The organism is Candidatus Zixiibacteriota bacterium, assembly GCA_036397555.1.
In the GTDB taxonomy this organism is placed as follows: Bacteria; Zixibacteria; MSB-5A5; order WJJR01; family WJJR01; genus DATKYL01.
This window is the reverse complement of sequence record DASWIS010000007.1, coordinates 36,647-54,311: the sequence shown is the minus strand read 5'-3', so window position 1 is coordinate 54,311 and position 17,665 is coordinate 36,647. Positions and strand designations below refer to the sequence as shown.

Annotated in this window: 15 protein-coding genes; 7 read left to right on the top strand and 8 right to left on the bottom strand. The window is 62.2% G+C overall.

The window, feature by feature from the left end; all coding sequences use genetic code 11:
* The first annotated feature begins 130 nt into the window (after positions 1 to 130).
* The 5 genes from VGB22_01400 (at position 131) to lon (ending at position 6,678) form a co-directional block, all read left to right on the top strand.
* Complete coding sequence (locus tag VGB22_01400; protein ID HEX9749933.1) at positions 131 to 541, top strand: hypothetical protein; 411 nt, start codon at positions 131 to 133, stop codon at positions 539 to 541.
* 21 nt (positions 542 to 562) lie between these two features.
* The gene (locus tag VGB22_01395) at positions 563 to 1,612 is read left to right on the top strand and encodes a DUF933 domain-containing protein (protein HEX9749932.1); all 1,050 of its coding nucleotides are present in this window, start codon (positions 563 to 565) and stop codon (positions 1,610 to 1,612) included.
* Positions 1,613 to 1,639: 27 nt separating this feature from the next.
* Complete coding sequence (locus tag VGB22_01390; GenBank protein HEX9749931.1) at positions 1,640 to 3,715, top strand: tetratricopeptide repeat protein; 2,076 nt, start codon at positions 1,640 to 1,642, stop codon at positions 3,713 to 3,715.
* Positions 3,716 to 3,809: 94 nt separating this feature from the next.
* A complete protein-coding gene (locus VGB22_01385; protein ID HEX9749930.1) occupies positions 3,810 to 4,262 on the top strand; it encodes an Hsp20/alpha crystallin family protein in 453 nt (150 codons plus the stop codon).
* Between the two features lie 4 nt (positions 4,263 to 4,266).
* A complete protein-coding gene (lon, locus tag VGB22_01380; GenBank protein ID HEX9749929.1) occupies positions 4,267 to 6,678 on the top strand; it encodes an endopeptidase La in 2,412 nt (803 codons plus the stop codon).
* A gap of 97 nt (positions 6,679 to 6,775) precedes the next feature.
* On the opposite strand, the gene VGB22_01375 is transcribed toward lon, so the two are convergent.
* The 5 genes from VGB22_01375 to VGB22_01355 form a co-directional block, all read right to left on the bottom strand.
* The gene (locus tag VGB22_01375; GenBank protein ID HEX9749928.1) at positions 6,776 to 8,677 is read right to left on the bottom strand and encodes a hypothetical protein; all 1,902 of its coding nucleotides are present in this window, start codon (positions 8,675 to 8,677) and stop codon (positions 6,776 to 6,778) included.
* A gap of 124 nt (positions 8,678 to 8,801) precedes the next feature.
* A complete protein-coding gene (locus VGB22_01370) occupies positions 8,802 to 9,404 on the bottom strand; it encodes a hypothetical protein (protein ID HEX9749927.1) in 603 nt (200 codons plus the stop codon).
* Positions 9,404 to 10,042 carry a L,D-transpeptidase gene (locus VGB22_01365; GenBank protein ID HEX9749926.1) on the bottom strand — a complete coding sequence of 213 codons (639 nt, stop codon included), beginning with the start codon at positions 10,040 to 10,042 and terminating at the stop codon, positions 9,404 to 9,406. The genes VGB22_01370 and VGB22_01365 overlap by 1 nt, the downstream gene beginning before the upstream one ends.
* A complete protein-coding gene (locus VGB22_01360) occupies positions 10,039 to 11,103 on the bottom strand; it encodes a L,D-transpeptidase (protein ID HEX9749925.1) in 1,065 nt (354 codons plus the stop codon). The genes VGB22_01365 and VGB22_01360 overlap by 4 nt, the downstream gene beginning before the upstream one ends.
* A 186-nt stretch (positions 11,104 to 11,289) precedes the next feature.
* Positions 11,290 to 11,883: a hypothetical protein gene (locus VGB22_01355; GenBank protein ID HEX9749924.1), complete on the bottom strand. Its 594-nt coding sequence runs from the start codon at positions 11,881 to 11,883 to the stop codon at positions 11,290 to 11,292.
* Positions 11,884 to 12,348: 465 nt separating this feature from the next.
* Between VGB22_01355 and VGB22_01350 the strand changes: the two genes are divergently transcribed.
* Positions 12,349 to 13,140: an SDR family oxidoreductase gene (locus VGB22_01350; protein ID HEX9749923.1), complete on the top strand. Its 792-nt coding sequence runs from the start codon at positions 12,349 to 12,351 to the stop codon at positions 13,138 to 13,140.
* 318 nt (positions 13,141 to 13,458) lie between these two features.
* On the opposite strand, the gene VGB22_01345 is transcribed toward VGB22_01350, so the two are convergent.
* The 3 genes from VGB22_01345 to amrB are packed head-to-tail and all read right to left on the bottom strand — an operon-like array spanning position 13,459 to position 16,574.
* Positions 13,459 to 14,343 carry a DNA-processing protein DprA gene (locus VGB22_01345; GenBank protein HEX9749922.1) on the bottom strand — a complete coding sequence of 295 codons (885 nt, stop codon included), beginning with the start codon at positions 14,341 to 14,343 and terminating at the stop codon, positions 13,459 to 13,461.
* Positions 14,343 to 15,032: a hypothetical protein gene (locus tag VGB22_01340; GenBank protein ID HEX9749921.1), complete on the bottom strand. Its 690-nt coding sequence runs from the start codon at positions 15,030 to 15,032 to the stop codon at positions 14,343 to 14,345. The genes VGB22_01345 and VGB22_01340 overlap by 1 nt, the downstream gene beginning before the upstream one ends.
* 33 nt (positions 15,033 to 15,065) lie before the next feature.
* Complete coding sequence (gene amrB / locus VGB22_01335; protein ID HEX9749920.1) at positions 15,066 to 16,574, bottom strand: AmmeMemoRadiSam system protein B; 1,509 nt, start codon at positions 16,572 to 16,574, stop codon at positions 15,066 to 15,068.
* Between the two features lie 289 nt (positions 16,575 to 16,863).
* On the opposite strand from amrB, the gene VGB22_01330 reads away from it, so the two are divergent.
* Entirely contained in the window at positions 16,864 to 17,619 is a 756-nt protein-coding gene (locus VGB22_01330) for an SDR family NAD(P)-dependent oxidoreductase (protein HEX9749919.1), read from the top strand.
* Positions 17,620 to 17,665 lie beyond the last annotated feature (46 nt).

Genomic DNA, 17,665 nt, shown 5'->3' with positions numbered 1-17,665 from the left:
CGATAACTACGCGTCACGCCGGTTTGTGGCAAGGTGTGATTTCCGCCGCCGCTTTGATCCGTCGACCGATTGCCGTACCTTCACTAGATGGCGGCCGATTCCCAACATTTCATGCCGCCCGGGGAGGCGTATGGCCAAGGGACGGGAACTGACCGATGCGGTGCTCGCTTCGTTGTCCGATGAACAGTTGACCATCCTGCAGGAACTCGGCGAATTGGCCGTGAAGAAACTGAAAGTTTCGCGCGCCCTGGAACAATTTACCGAACAAATCGCCGCCTCACAGCGCTCATTGGGATTCCAGGCGAAAGACAAACCGACGGGCCTGCACGAAGACCCCGAAGTGGTCGCATTGGTCACGGTCAGGGAACGCTTCAAGCTGACCAATATCGCCGAACAAATTCGTCGCACGCTGCGGCGCGCGGTCGATGTCGGGCTGGGCGATCTGGCGCTGGTCCAGCGGCAGTGCGAGCTATACGAAGTCGATCCGACACCCGGCGCTTCGGACCGCAAGTACTTCGAGGATCCGACGGCGGCCGCCTGACGGACTCATGAACAACCCATCATGCTGAAGCTCGGTATCATCGGGGCGCCACGGGTCGGCAAGACGACGGTCTTCAATGCCGTTGCCGGCGCCCACACCGATCCCGACGCCTACCAGGCGCGCGATGAGGTGCGCCGGGCCATGGTCAAGGTTCCTGACCGACGACTGGACCATCTCTTTGACTTGTTCAAGCCGCCGAAGAAAGTGCATGCGGAAATCGAGTATTTCGACTTCCCGCCGCTGGGCGAAGACGGCGGTGAGGCGGTGCAGTTGCCCCCGGCCGTGCGCGAAACCGACGCTTTGATCGCCGTTCTGCGCGCATTCGGCGAAAATCCCGATCCCGCCGCCCAACTCAAGCGCCTCGGCGAGGAGATGATCCTGGCCGACCTGGCCGTGCTGGAGAAACGCTACGAACGATTGAAAAAAGAGATCGACTCGGGACGCGATGACAATCGCCTGGAATTCGAGGCGTTGCAACGCTGCCGCGCCGCGCTCGAATCCGAACAGCCGCTGCGCACGATCGAGTTGACGCCCGCCGATGAGCATTTGCTGCGCGGTTACGGCTTTCTGTCACGACGACCGCTCCTGGCATTGGTGAACGCTCCCGATGACGGCCTGCCCGACAGCGAAGCGGCATGGTCGCAGCGGCTCGATCCCGGCCCGCGCACGCTGGTCAAAATCCTGCGCGGCAAACTCGAGGCCGAACTGACGACGCTGGATGCGCCGGACCGCGCCGCGTTTATGGCCGACTACGACCTGAAAGTCTCGGCTTTAGACAGCATGATCGCCGCCTCATATGATCTGCTGGGACTGATCACGTACTTCACCGGCTCCTCGGAAAAAGATGTGCGCGCCTGGACAGTCCGTCGCGGCGCAGCCGCACCGGAAGCGGCGGGGGTCATCCACTCCGATTTTGAGAAGGGCTTCATCCGTGCCGAGGTCTTTGCACTGGATGATCTGTTGCGCTGCGGCTCGACCGCACAGGCGCGCAAGGAGGGTCTCGCGCGGCTGGAAGGCAAAGAGTACACCGTCAACGACGGCGACTATATACTATTCCGTTTCAATGTATAAACACCCGTGCATGCTCGCATACGGATTGTGGCTGCCTTCTCGAACAGCGATCCCGTTGTACACGCCCGTAAAACCGGAATCCGGCCCGCGCTGATTGCAGTCGCGCTGTGGGGCGGCTTCGTTTTGATCGCGCAGTGGTTCGGTGATGTGCGCCTGTGGGGGATCAATCATCTGGCCTTTCTCCCAATGGGATTCCACTGGGCGTTTGGGGCCGCCCTCGCTGCCGGACTTCTCGTCGTTGCCTTCGGCCATGAGTTGACATCGACCCTGGCTCGCAAACTGCGTCCGTCGCAGGCGCTGGGCGGCATCGCCTGTGTCGCGGCGACCGGCGTCCTGGCCTACCTGTTGCGCGCGCGCGCGCCGTTTCTCGGCGACGGCGTGCTGCGCGCCACGGAGGTCTCCGATGGACTCAACTGGTTCGCCACGGAGATCATTCCGACCGTCGCGGCTTCGGCGATCATGACGTTCGCGCCGCAACAGTGGGGAATCGACGGGTACGAGTCGCTGGCCGCCGTCTCCGTGTGTTCGGCCATGCTGTGGATGGCAGGTCTGTGGTATCTGCTGCCGTTGGCGGTGGGCACGACCGCGCCGGATCAGACCGATCCCCGCCGTTCAGCAATCTTCTGGCTTGCGACCTTCGGATCGGTGCGATTGCTGGCCGGATATGTCGAATCGTACGCGCTTCCCTTTGCGGCGTTCAGCCTTTGGACACTGGCGGCCAATGCGTACCGCAAGGGAACGCTGTCAGCCACGTGGATGATCATCCTGTGGTGCATCGCGATCCTCTCGCACATCACGGCAATCCTGCTGGCCCCGGCGATGTTGTATCTGCTCTGGACCGGGTCCGGCGCGGCCGCGTCGACCGGACAGACACGGCGTTGGCGGCATTTGACAACGCCGCTGATCGCGATAACTCTGGTCGGCGGATTCGTCGGAACCGCGTTCTGGCACCAGGAGATCAAGGGCGTTGCGGGCGCCGGTCACTGGATGCTGCCGTTATGGGGACAGGCGCCACATGACTACGGCCTGCTCTCCGTTTCGCATTGGCTCGACGGCATCAATCATTGGGTGCTGCTGGCGCCGGCATTCGTTCTCGCAGCGGCGGCCGCGGCCGTGATGCGTGTCCGTGTCGCAGCCGGAACATCATTCACAAGAAGTGGCCGGACATTCTGGATTCTGGCGGCTGGGGTGCCATTGCTCTTCGCCTGCCTGCTCGATCCCAAACTCGGCTGGGCGCGCGATTGGGATTTGTATTGCCTGCTCTCCGCACCCGCTCTGGTCGCTGCGGCCCTTTGGCTGGACCGTATATCCGGCGCGATGCGCCGCGCGGCCGTTGTGGTGGCGACTCTGTCGGCGGGTTTGTGGTTGGCATTTTCCGTCGACGGCGCCGCCGAACTGCTGCGCGTCGAATCGTTGCTGCGTCTTGACCGTTCACGTTCCGATTACGGCCATGAACTGCTCGGCCAGTATTACCGCAAGCGCGGCGAATGGCACAGCGCCATCCGCCATTACGAGGAGGCGCTCTTGGTCAGCGAGCACACGCGGTACCGGCTCAATCTCGGAATGTGTCACGAGTTGCTGGGCAATCATGCGGCGGCCATCGATTGGTATCGGAGTGTCGCGGCGCGCGATACGATCAATGCGCAGGCGTATTTTCGACTGGGACACCTGCTCAATCTCGCAGGCCGGTGGGACGAAGCCGTGCCCTTCGCGCGTCGGGCGCTGCGGCTTTTGCCGGGCGATCCCGACGGCGAATACTCGCTCGGCATGGCGTTGCTGCGTACCGGCGACGCGGCGTCGGCGCTGTCTCATTTTGAGAATGCCGTGCGCCGCGAGCGGCGCCCGCATTGGCTGCATGGACTGGGGATCTGCCGTATGGAACTGGGGCAGCTCGATTCGGCGCTGGTGATCCTCGAGGGCGCGTTGGCCTCATACGACGACCAGGCGCCATTGTGGCTGGCTGTTGCCGAGGTGCACTGGCGACGCGGCGACACCGCCGAAACCCAACGTTACCTGGCGGGTTACAACAAACTGGTGGAATCGGACCAACGCGACCCGCTCTATGACATCATGGCCGACTCACTCGCGCGATGGGTCGAATAAGACACGCACCCTGCAGACGTTAACCGGCTGTCGGCGGACGCCGACAAGAATGACAGGAAGCATGCATCGGCATGAGCATCACGGAGCAGAACAAATGAGCATGTCGGAATTCAAAAAGGACCTCATTCAGGACATGCGCCAGATGCAGGAGGAGATGGACCTCCTGTTCAATCAACTCTCCGGCTGGCGCAAGGGTCCCTCGGCCAATCGTCTCTGGCGACCCCTGACCGATGTCTGGGAAAGCGCCGACAACGTGGTCATTTTGGTCGAATTAGCCGGCGTCAAGCCCGCGGATGTCTCGATCACCCTGCAAAACTCGGTGCTGACCATCCGCGGCGAGCGTCCGCATACGGTCGTGCCCGATGGCTGCGCCTACCGCAACATGGAAATCGCGACCGGACGATTCGAACGAAACATCTATCTGCCCGATTCGGTCGATCCCGAAAAGATCAACGCCCGGTTTCGTGAAGGGTTTCTGGAAATTGCACTGACGAAACGATCCGTCACACCGGGGCAGGCGCGTCAAATCCCGATAGCCGAAGGATGATACCGTGGCGATAGCCGTTGCCGTCGACGAACGCAAAGCGTCCGCGCCACCGGGACCGGAGATCGAGCAGCTTCCGATTCTCCCGACGCGGGGGACGGTCGTGTTTCCGTCGATGGTCGCGCCGCTATTGGTCTCCGATCAGAAGTACGCCCGCCTGATCGATCAGACCCTGATGCGCGGTCGCCAGATCGGCCTGGTCGCGCAGAAGGATCCCGACAAAGGCGATCCATCGGCCGACGATTTGTTCACCGTGGGCACGGTCGGCACAATTCTGAAAATGTTGCGCTTTCCCGATGGTTCGGTGCGGTGTCTCGTGCAGGGGAATGTCCGCTTTTCCATCAGCGAAATCGTGCGCTCAACGCCGTTCGTCGTCGCGCGTATCACCAGCCATGAGGACCCGTTGGATCGTTCGGTGCCGATCGAAGCGTCGATGCGCAATGCATTGGAACTGGTCAAGCGCGCGGTCGAGCTCTCACCGTATCTCTCCGACGAATTGCAGGTCACGGCGATGAACACCGAAGAGCCCGGCAAGCTCGCCGATCTGATCGCCGCCAATCTCAATATCGACCACAGCGAAAAGCAGGCGGTGCTGGAGACGTTTGCTGTGCCCGAGCGGCTCGACAAAGTCATCGCGCTCCTGCACAAAGAAGTCGAAGTCCTGGAGCTCTCGCGCAAAATCCAGTCGCAGGCGGCCTCGGAAATGGGACGCATGCAGAAGGAGTACATCCTGCGCGAGCAGATCAAGGCGATCCAGAAGGAGCTGGGCGAGTCCGACGATCACACGCGCGACATCGAGGAGTTTCGCGCCAAAATCACCGAAGCGAAGATGCCCGAGGACGCGCAAACAGCCGCGACGCGCGAACTGGACCGCCTGGAGAAGATGAATCCGTCGTCCGCCGAGTACACTGTCAGCCGCACATATCTCGACTGGCTGGTGACATTGCCGTGGACCAAAACAACCGAAGACAACCTCGACATCAAGCACGCGCAGACGACGCTCGACGAGGATCATTACGGACTGGAGAAAGTCAAAGACCGCATCGTCGAATTCCTTGCGGTGCGCAAACTCAAATCGTCGGTCAAAGGACCGATCCTGTGTCTGGTCGGCCCGCCCGGTGTCGGCAAGACCTCGCTGGGACGCTCGATCGCGCGCGCGATGGGACGCGAGTTTGCGCGCGTGTCCTTGGGCGGCATGCGCGATGAAGCCGAGATCCGCGGACACCGTCGTACCTACATTGGCGCGCTACCGGGCCGGATCATTCAGGGGCTGCGACGCGCCGGAGTCAAAAACCCCGTCTTCATGCTCGATGAGATCGACAAGATCGGCGTCGACTTCCGCGGCGATCCCGCCTCGGCGTTGTTGGAAGTGCTCGATCCCGAGCAGAACAACGCCTTCTCCGATCACTATCTCGATGTCGGCTTCGATCTCTCGTCGGTCATGTTCATCACCACGGCGAATCTGTTGGATCCGATCCCCGGCGTGTTGCGCGACCGCATGGAGACCATCACCATGCCGGGGTACACGACATTGGAGAAGATTCAGATCGCCAAGCGCTACCACGTCCCGCGCGAATTGGACAATCACGGCTTGAAGACAACCCAATTGTCGATCACACAGGATGCCATCGCCCGGTTGATCCGCGATTACACGCGCGAAGCAGGTGTGCGCAACCTGGCGCGCGAAATCGCAACCGTCTGCCGCAAGGTGGCGCGCAAGGTCGCCTCCGGCAAACGCGGCCGCACATCGGTGCGCGGCAATGATCTGCCCAGGTACCTGGGACCGACCAAGTTCATCCCCGAAATCGTCTCGCGCGGCTCGCAGATCGGTGTCGTGCCGGGGCTGGCGTGGAGCGCAGTCGGCGGCATGGTCATCTTCGTCGAAGCGACCAAAATGCCCGGACGCAAATCGCTGGTCTACACCGGCCTGCTGGGCAATGTCATGAAGGAGTCGGTGCAGGCGGCCTACTCATGGGTGCGCTCGCATCACAAACTCATCGGCGTCGATCCCAAAGTCTTCGCCGATTCCGACGTGCACGTGCATGTCCCGGCCGGCGCGACACCCAAAGACGGTCCCTCCGCCGGGATCACCGCGGCCACCGCAATTGCATCCGCGTTTTCCGGACGTCCGGTGCGCCCACGGCTGGGGATGACCGGCGAAGTCACACTGCGCGGCGATGTGTTGCCGATCGGCGGATTGAAAGAAAAGTCGCTGGCGGCGTATCACGCGGGCATCACAACAGTGCTGATCCCGAAGGACAACGCCAAGGATTTGGAAGGCGTCCCCGCCGAAGTCAAAGAGAAGGTCTCGTTTATCCCGGTGGCGAACATGACCGAAGTCATCGAAGCGGCGCTCGTCCCCCTCAACGGCCGGAAAACGGCAACGCGCAAACGCAGTAAGTTACACCGCGCAAAGTAGCGCCCTCCGTGCCCATCGATGGCCGATCGATCTGGGCTGTCCCGGAAAGTGCCAGTGTGCACATAAGGGCGGGCCCGTGTGCCCCCCCCAATCTGACTTACATTGAACACGGATCGCAGATGAGAAGGACGGGATCACCGGCGCGAAACGCGACATCGACAAACGTCACGACGTCGAAAACATTGACCATCCCGTCACAATTGATGTCGGAGTCGCAGACGGCGCAAAGAAGGTATTCCTCGCAGGGGACACTGCGGAAAGCGGCGTCCACTGCGGCGACAACATCAAAAACATTGATGATGGCGTCGCAGTTCGGATCACCATGGCACGGGCAATGGCACCCCGGACAGAACAGCGGATCATCGGTCGTGCCCCCGGATAATCTCAGGTACATGGCCACATTGATCCTCTCGCCCGTTGCGGCATCGTAGGGACCAGGATTCAGATCGGCGATATAGAAGATATCGACATCCGACACATCCCGTCCGATGGTCGCCCAGTCCTCCGAGACGCAGACGCTGTCCGCATTCAATGCATTGCAATTCGGCGTCTTGGTATTCGTCAGGTTGGCGGGTTTGGACCAATGACTCCCGCCGTCAGGTGACATAACCAAATACAATTCGCTGTTGCAGCGCCCTGTGACGGCAGTGTCGCCCCGTTCTTCCGGTGTCTCGCCGCAGTGCTTCGAGTAGGTAACATACAGAAAGTCTTCGTTCGGTCCGTATGAAGTGCACATGGTCGAGCCATCACCGACACCCAATGTGATCTTGGCGAGATTAAGATTGAACTCCCAGTTCCCATTGTTGGGATAATATCCCCTCGCCACGGTACTGATCGATTGTGTCGCGCTGCTCCAGTGTTTGATCGCCACCTGCTCGCTCAAGTTGGCCCGGCGCTGCTCATCCCAGACTAAATGCAGATTGGCATCATGGTCGTAGGCGATGGAGATGTGCACGTATGCCTGCGGCCCCGGTGTCGCAGGATCGGTATAGTTAGTGATGATCGTGCGTGTGTCGTCGCCCAACTCGTTGCCGCTCAACCATCCTGCCCCGCCTGTCTGCGACTGTCGGAGAGCGATGTTGTTGAGGCCGTTAAACGACGGATCGTAGCTCGTATGGAACGCGACCGCGACTTTGTCGGTCCCATCGGCCGCATCGATGACATACCCGATGATGTCGGTGGAATCGATGATCACAGGCGCAGGCCAGTCCGGGTTGCTGTAATCGTATCGCCAGTACGCGATAATGTGCGGTGGCGCTCCGCTCTCGTCCGCAGGAGATGTCGCAATGACATGCAAGACATCGTTGGCGTTGTCCTTGTGCACCCCTGCATTCGCCGCGACCGCTATATCGGGGAAGACTGTCGACGGTGGAAATGGAATGAGTAACGGAAGTTCCTCTGGTAGTAGTATGTCGGCGGTTCCCTCAATGGGGAAATAAACGTGCCACAAACTGTATGTCTCACTTCCGAAATCGGGATACATGTGGAAAACAACGTGCGCCAGGTTGTCGGAATCGACGTCCAGGCGCGGGCCGCCCGCGAATCCATAGTCCGGCCACAAATGTGGGCTGGGAAATTCCGGAATGAGAACGTCCTGCGCGATGTCATAGCACGCATAGACATTTTGTGAAGAAAGGTTGGGCCACGGATCCAGACAAATCCAACACGAATCGATCCAGGTGAAATGAACGAAATTCGAACCCGGCTGTCGCGCCACCTGCCTGCCTTGTGATGCCAGGTGTTGCTCCTCAACCGGGGTTTGGCCGAGCATCATCCCCGGCGATGGCACAGACACCGGCGGCAGGATGGGACCGGCCAGTACTGGCTGCTCTGTGCCGTTGCCGATCGGAGTGGCAGCAGATTTCGATTTCGGCTCCGATCCCCGAACTCGGTCCTTCAGGATTTTCAGATCATACCGCGGATCGCCGCTCTCCGCCGCCGGCAGCGAAATGACACGCATCGCGCAAACCAGTACGCCGCAGAGAATCAGGCGGGACATGCGGTGTGTGTATGGCCACGCTGTCACAGCGGCCTCTTTCGACGCGAAGGGGCGCGACGAAGGAATTCAGGCTACAATCCACTATAGCTACTGGGTGGGGTTTTGCAAAACGGATTCTTTTCTATCACTCCCGGCGATTCAGCAGCACGACCGGGGTGCCCGGCTCCAGCGCGTAGTACAGTGTCTGTGCGTCCTGGGCGCTGACCGTGCAGTCGACCGCGCGGTGCGAGCCGAATGCGCCGAGCCATCGCCACGCATTGTGCATCCGCTCATTCAGCGCCGCCCCGTCGCCGGTCGAATCGGCGACCGCGATGCGCAACGTCAGATTCCCGCTCAACTCGATTTGAAACCGCCACGGCTGGATGCGCTGGATGTGCTCGCGCGTCGCCCGGGTCACTTTCGAGACGACGTCGACCACATTCTCCGGCACGTGCGCAGTCCCATCCCAGAGAACGCGGTCGCGCACGCTCTGCCATGCCCTCGTGCGTTCGGTAAACGCCGCAACGAAATCGTTCCAGTCGGCCGAATCGTCGGGCGCGACGCTGACCGCAACGAGAGGATAAGCGCCGTACGCAAAGGCGATCCGGCGATGCGCGCCGTCGATGGATGCGTAGTAGATCGTATCGCTCGCAAATCGCGCGCGCAGGGAATCGCTCTGCGCATGACAGGTCGCGCCCATAACGGCCGCGAACAAGACAGGCAGCGCAATTGATCTGAATGCATGCATCAGAAAATCACGACCCGCGTGCCGATGTCGGCCCGCTTGTAAATCTGCCGCAGATCGTCGGAGCCGACACGCACGCACCCGTGCGTGACTGCCACGCCGATCAAACGCTCGTAGATTGTCCCGTGAATAAAGTATCCATCGCCGAAACCGATGGCATACTCGCCCATCGCCTCGGGATCGAAGCGTTCCTCGGGATCGTTGGGAAGCGGTTCGCCTTCCTCGATGAATGCCCAGTCGGGTTTGCGCCACAGCGGATCGGAGAGCTTCGAGCTGACCGTGAAGATGCCGCGCGGCGTGTCGAATCGCCACGAGCGTCCCGAAGTCGAGTCGGTCAATTCGGCGCCGGTCCCGGTTGAGCACAGTGCGGAAAACAGCACGCTGTCGATGGTGCGCAGATAGATGCGATTGGTGTGCGTGTCGATGACGACGTACGGTTTGCGCGACGGACGCGTGTTCTTCGCAGTCTTACGCGGAGGACGCTCGTCGGCCGGGACCATCGCCAGCCGCTGCGCCGACAACAGCGCCAGCGAGTTGTCGGGAACGACGGCGCCCGGCTGACCGCGCGACAGCAACGGCACCGACGCGATGACGGCCCCCGCGATGACGACGCCCAGTATGTACCCGTGACGCCGGGTCATAACGGCCACTCTCCCACGTGACGGACGATGGTCACCCAGCAGCCGACCTTCATTCGCTTCATGACTTCGTCCATGTCATCATTGCGCAGCGCCACGCATCCTTCGGTCCAATCCTTGCCGCGGCCCCCCTCGCCGTGAATCTCGATATTTCCGCCGATGCCGACGTGCCGCGGTACATCGCCATTGCGTTTGCTTGAAGCGAAGCGCACGCGGTCTCGTTCGTTCGGATAATCCAGCATCAGCGCCTTGTAATACTTGCTGCCCTTGTTGCGCCACATGGTGACGCGATATTCACCCTCGGGCGTCGCGCCGTCGCCGGCGCGCGCTTTTTGCCGCTCGGGACGATAACCCAGTTCGACGGGATACTGCGCGATCATCCGTCCGCGATGGAGCAGATAGGCGGTGCGGCTCTCCTTGACGACGATCATCGCGGCCGAGTCGGTTCGCGCCGACCACGCCACGGTGCGTTCGATCGCATGGCGCGATGCGGTCAGGTCGGACGGATCGGGCGCGTGGCCGTCGATCGTCGCCGCCAGCGCGCTGATCGATGCATCCGCTCTCACCAGCGCATCATCGATTGCCCGCGCTTCGGCCATTTGCTCGATGAGGCGTTGGGCATTCTCCAAATTCAGCGTCGCCTGCACCAGGGGCCGGCGCAAGCGCATCCGGCTCAAATGCTCTTCGGCGATGGTCTCGTAGGTCGCCAGCGCATTGGTCAATTCACTCAGGCGGCGCTCCTGCCGCGCGCGGTGACGCGCATGCGCTTCCAGGGCCGAGTCGGCAGCGGTTTCGGCGGTGCGTTCCGCCTTCGCCCACAGCGATTCGGCAACGTCGTAGTGACGAAATCCGGGGACACGCCCTTTCTGCGCAGTGAAGACAGTCCAGCCCGAGTCGTACAGTTGCTGAGCGGACAGCCACAGCTCCGGGGCGTATTCCGCCGCGCCGACGCGTTCGGCTTCACCGAGCGCCCGCCAGGCCGGGTCGGCGCTTTTGACCGGCTCGGATCCGCACGATGACATCATCAGTGCCGCGACTCCCATGATTACAATGTGCCGTCGCATTCCAGTAATCAGCGCGGTGCCACAACGAGGTACACGCATTGGGTCTTGCCCCCCCCGATTGTATTGTACGTACGAAATCGCCCCGTCCGCTGCCGCGGGCGGGGCGACTGTCGGACCAATTCAGGCAATCGTCGATGGGAATCGCATCGGGCGATCGCGGTGTGCGTCACGACGCCGGATAGGCGATTACGCCCGGCTCTTCTTCTGAATCGCCGCCTGCAGTTCCGTCGTCATCTGCGCGCACTTGTCCAGCACGGTCTGCGTCTTGCTCGCGGCCGCATCGAAATCGAGGCGCTGGAGGTCGCCGGCGGTCTCATCGAGCACCAGCTTCATCGCTTCCAGATCCTGCTTCATCAGCTCGATGTCGGCGCGATTGCCCTTGCCGACTGGTGCGGTGGCCAACAGCGCGGACACTTGTTCGATCTGGCCGCGCGCCGAGGCGATCTGTTCCTCGGCCTGCTGGCGACGATAAGCGATCTCCTGCTCCGCGGCGGTTTTCGCCTCGGCGGCCAGACGGGCCGCGCTCTGCGCCAGCTCCTTGGAGTGGCCGTACGAACGGAACATGGTGAAACGGTCATCCTGCTTCGCCTTCTCGGTCTTGGCCGCTTCCAGCGTATCCATCGCCATGCGCCATTCCTCGGAGGCAAACTGCTCCGCCTTCGACATGCGCGCGCCTTCGATGGATTGATCGGCCATGCTGAAATCCTCGACCGGGGCTTTGCTGCACCCGACGGCGATCAACATCAGCGGGATCAGCGTCCATTTGATGTGCTTGTGCATGTGACTCTCCCTCTTCGGGTCTCTCCGAAGCGTTGTGATACGGTTTACTGCACTGTTATGTCCCATCCCCCATTGGATACTCCGTCCGCCCAATGAACGAACGGTGCCATGCTGAACTCATAGACGCATGCCGAATCGAACTGACGCCCGCTCGCGCCGGCCCACGTGTGGGGCCTTTATGGATTGAATGTGAAGTGGACCTGACGGCGAAGATGCCTGGTCATCGTTTTGCAGAGCGACCGTCGCTGCCCCCTTCGGCGTCTGACCGACGTTTTCAGTCTAACGGTCGGGCGCCAGTATATGCGGCGAGCGTGAACCCCACAAGAAAATAATACCCGCCAAATCCAATCGGTTCCGAACCATTTCGGCTTTTGTCAGTGCGGCCGCGCATGTCGATGGCGGTTATGGTATTGCCTTTGCCTGGGCAGTTTGGTAGGATGGATCAGCAAACGTCCGGAAAAGTCCATGCCCGACTCCGCCATCGCCGAGAATCCGCAAACCGTTATGGCGCGCGACCTTACAGACAAAGTCGCGGTCATCACCGGCGGCACCAAAGGGATCGGCCGCGCGGTCGCGGTCCGGTTGGCCTCACGCGGCTGCCATGTGGTGGTCAACTACTTCCGTTCCCGCAGCGCCGCCGCCGAGACCGTCGCCGAGCTTGAAGGACACGGCGTGCAGGCGATGTCGGTGCGCGGCAACATCGGCAACAAGGATTTCCACGCCAAGCTCTTCGACGAAGTCGGCGACCGTTTCGGCAAGGTCGATATTCTGGTCTCCAATGCCGCGCTCGGTCTGTTTGCCAACATCATGGAGGTCGACGAACGCGCCTGGGACTTGTCGCTGCACACCAACGCCGAGGCGATGCTCTTCTGCGCGCAGAAGGCGGTGCCGATGATGCCCGACGGCGGCAAGATCGTCGCGCTCTCCTCGCTCGGCTCGATCCGTTACATCCCCGGCTATGCGGCGATCGGAATCTCCAAGGCCGCGATTGAAACTCTGACACGCTATCTCGCCTACGAACTGGCGCCGCGTCGCATCAATGTCAACACCGTCTCCGGCGGCTTCATTGACACCGACGCGCTCAAGTCGTTTCCCAATTACGATGACATGGTGCGCGAGGTGGTGCGACGGACACCGTTCGGGCGGATCGGCACGCCCGATGAAGTCGCCGGTGTCGTGGTCTTCCTCTGCACCGACGCCGCTCGCTGGATTACCGGTCAGACGATCATCGTCGACGGCGGCTACACGCTGACGTAAGCACAGGATTTCGAGATTGTTCCGTCGGCGCCGGGTTTCCCAGCCCTGTCACCTGTTCCCGGATCCCGGTCGAATACCCGCCGTCCGGACGCGGCACTTGCATGGGCGGTATTGTCGCGCCAGAGATTCCTCACCCCTCCATCCCGCCCTCGGCGGGGCTCGGGGGTTCGGAATGACATTGAATCGCTCTGACTTTTACCTGATCAACGGATACGGAGCGGTCGTTCCGAATCCCGACCTCGCACGCAGTGCGAGGGAGCGGTGAGAAATCTCCAAACGCGTAATTGTCGGATTTCGGACCCCAATCGACTGATCCGTTCAAAAACTCCCCAGCACCAAATTGAAATCCGGAATGCGTCCGAGGGGAATCGCGCCGCTGACGATCGCGCGTTGGGCGGCCTCCGACGTGTCGCTGGCGACGATGAAAACCGGTGTCGCGACATCGCCCGCCCGGTCGATCGCTTCCATCGTGCCGCGCGTGCCCTCGTGAATCCGCACCACCACGAGCGCATCCGAGAGGGCGGCGATCAGCCGGTTGCGGCGGATCAGCCGCGCTTTGGTGATCGAGGCATTCGGCGGGTACTCGGAGACCAGCGCGCCCTGGGTCGTGATCTGCTCGGCCAGGCCGCGATGCTCGGGGGGATAAATGTTGGCGAAGCCGCTCCCGAGCACGGCGACTGTCTTGCCCGATCCCGCCAGCGCGCCGGTGTGCGCGCCGCCGTCGATCCCGCGCGCCAGACCGGAGATCACTGTGACACCGCGCTCGGCCAGTCCGCGTCCCCACGCCACCGCATCGGCGATCCCCTCGGCGTCGGCCTCGTGGGTGCCGACCACGCCGACACACGGCGTCTCCCCGTCGGGCGATTCCCCGTGCACATACAACAGCGGCGGCGGATCGCCCAAACGTTCGAGGCGCCGGGGATATGCCGTGTCGCCGATGACCAGTGCGCTGACCGAGTCGGACGTGATGTGATCGAACTCCTCGGCGATCAAGTCGAGACTGTTGTGCGCCAGCGCCCAGCGTTCGCGCGCGTCTTCTTCCAGACCGAGCGCGGCGGCGACATCATCGAACTCGGCATCCCAGACATCCTGCGTCGAGCCGTGCTCGGCGACCAACGCGAAGATCATCCTCGGCGACAGGTGCAGATGCACTGTCAGCGCATAGAGAATCGTGCGGTCGAGTGTCTGCGTATCGTCGCTCATCAGTCCAACCAGGTCAACCGCGTGACGCCGGCGCCGTGACGCGCCAGCAGTTTCGTCAGAATTGTCATCGTCCGTCCTTTATGCCATCGCCGGTCACACAGCAGCACGCCGCGACCCGAAACGGCCCTGGCCTCATCGATCGCAAACAATTCCGTCGGCGTCACCGGCAGCCGCGCCACCATGTCGGGATGCTGCGCATACGGCGCATTCACGCGGATCACATCGTCGCGGTACTCGGCATGCAACATCGCCGCGAGACGCTGCGCCAGCCAGGGCAGCGCCGAAACGCGCATGCACACCAGCGGCGGCGGCACGATTGTCACCAAATCAAAATGCGACACTGTCTGTCGTTCATCTGTCCGCAGGGGCACGGCGTGCCGTGCCCTGACAAACCGCGACGCGACATCGACCAACCGCCACCCGCAATCATACTCGGCATTGCGCTCGAAACGGTATGCCTGTGCGCCGATCGCCGTGCGACGCTTCGGCCACGCGGCGAGATGCTCGCGCTCCAGAATCCACGCCGGTCCGTTGACATCCGACCGGTCGATTCCGTTCGGCAAGACTAACGCCGAGACATCACGTGGCGGCGCGACGGTCTCCGGATCGGGCTGCAATCCCAATACGTGCCGGTCCAAAAACAGCCGCACGTCATCACTGAGCCGGCCGATGACACGGTGCGCAGACATCGACATTTCAGAACGACCTGCCGGGTACGCGCTTCAAAACACCTCCGCCGTAAACACCTCGATCGTCGTCTTCGGATCGCGCCAGGCCAGATCGGGCAGATCGGCCTTGCGGCACACGTGCGTCAGAAATGTCTCCCGGTCCCAATCGTTTTCGAGTGGAACCTGCGGCAACAGCACGCCGGTGCGATGCCCCTGCGTGACGACCGCCCCATGCCGTCCGACCAGCACATCATCGGGGTTGGAGATTCGAAGCAACGGCGAGAGCGCGGTGATCTCGATCTCCAGCTCGTCGACCTCGGCCGGGGAGACCGGCACAAAACGCGGATCGCGCGTCGCCGCCGACTCCGCCATCTCCCAGACCGCATCGATGAGCGGCTTGTACGGCCGCACATACCCGATGCAGCCGCGCAACGCGCCATGGTGGCGCAGCGTGACAAAGGCGCCGCGCTTGGCGCGCAGTGTCTCACTCGACGCTGTCGGACACTCAAACTTCGCGCCTTTGACCGCCCGTTCGATCGAGCGGCGCGCGGTCGTGCGCAGGATGTCCCGTTCCGGCGGCGAGAGGAAGTGTTCGGAGAGCAGCGCGCGCGCGCCGGGTCTGGCGTGCGTTGTGTCGTCGGAATTATCCGGCACGTATAGGCGCTCTCGATTCTCCATGGACCGCACCACTGACGAGGACTGGTACATCACCGCCGACAGATACCCGACGATGTACCCCGTGCGTTCGCCGGTCACATCGGCCGAATTGCAGCGGTCGATCACCCGCGCACGGTCGGCGCCCATCGCCCGCGCGGCGATCATTGCCGCGGTCATCGGCCCGCCGCCGCACGCCTCAAAAGCCCCCGAGGCATACTGATCGTAAAAGTCGGGGGGAAAGAATTCTTCGACCGCCGCCGCCGCGGTGTCATCGAGACGGCGTGTGACGTCGTACGGATGCCCGTGCGCCAGATCCGAGGACGCAACGATCAGCGTGCGGTCCAGTGTCGCCAGTCGGGCGAGGTGTTCGCCGAGCTTCTTGGCGGTCTGATACTCCTGATCGCCCATCACCACGGGCACCAACGCGAATTGTCCCAACACGATTTGCAGAAAGGGGAGATGCACCTCCAGCGAATGCTCCCAGCCGCCGCCGGTGGCGTCGTGACCCAAATCGGAGAGCGCGATCACCGGATCAAACGCAGTCAACCGTCGGCAGAAATCCAAATCGACGCGGACATCCCCCAACGGCGTGCGGTAGGCGCCACCGGAATAGACCGCCGCCCCACGGAAAAACGCCCGGTGCGACGGGGCAATCACCACGACCGTGTCGAACGCCAATCCCTGAATCTGCTTGTATGCGGCCGCCGCGACCGCGCCGGAATAGGTGTACCCGGCATGCGGGGCGATGATAGCCGCGATGGCGCCATCGACCTCGGCGCGATCGGCCTTGCGAAACAGCTCGGCCAACTGCTTGGTCAGCGCCACCGGATCATCGGGATAGAACCCGTTGTGGGCGGCGGCGAAGTGCGATTGTCGCACCTTTTGCGGATCGGATACGATGGCCATGGGTGATCTCAAGCCGGCAAACTGTACATATATAAGGGATTGGGCCGCCCATCGGGTATCGTCTCTAACCTGTCGCTCCGAGGATGGCCACGGGCTTGATCCAGCCGGGAATGAGCTCCGCGGGGGCGCCCGTTCGCTTCGCTCCCCGCGCATCCGCTTCCCTCGGCTACGCTCGGGACAAGCGGGACCCGCAGGACCAGCGGCGGGCCGTGCCCGGCCTTGGTCCCAATGGGATGTGTGGGGCGGGCCCCATGGCCGTACGATCTCGATACCTGTATATTGTCAGGTCGTGACCATCGACTTCACCGGCAAAACCGTCCTGATCACGGGCGCATCACGCGGCATCGGCTGTGCCGCGGCGATCCTCTTCGCCGAACACGGCGCCCACATCGCCGCCAATTACCATCAGAACGAGCAAGCCGCCGATTCACTGTTGGATGACCTGTCGCAATTCGGCGTGACCGCGCGCACCTACCGCGCCGATGTCGCCGACCCCCGGGCGGTCGATCACCTGATCGCGCAGGCGGTCGAAGATTTCGGTCGGCTCGATGTCCTGGTCAACAACGCCGGCATCTGGACCGAAGCGCCGCTCGCCTCCATGACCGACGCGCAGCTTGAGCAGATGCTGGCGGTCAACCTTAAGAGCATCTTCTATTGCACGCGCGCGGCACTGCCGCATTTGCAACAAACGAAGGGCGCAGTCGTCAATATCTCGTCGACCGCCGGGCAACGCGGCGAGGCGTTGCATTCGCACTACGCCGCCACTAAGGGCGCGGTGATCTCGGCGACCAAATCATGGGCAACCGAACTCGCCCCCGACGGCATCCGTGTCAATTGTGTCGCCCCCGGCTGGGTCGATACCGACATGTCACATAACGCCCTCACCGAACCCGACGCGGACAAGCATGTGTCATTGATCCCAATGGACCGTCCGGCGCAAGCCGAGGAATTGGCGGGCGCCATTGTCTTTCTCGCATCCGACTGGGCCAGCTTCATCACCGGCGAGATATTGAATGTCAACGGCGGCGCGGTATTGTGCGGATGATAGACGACAGATTCTGCGTAGGGGCACGGCGTGCCGTGCCCTCACT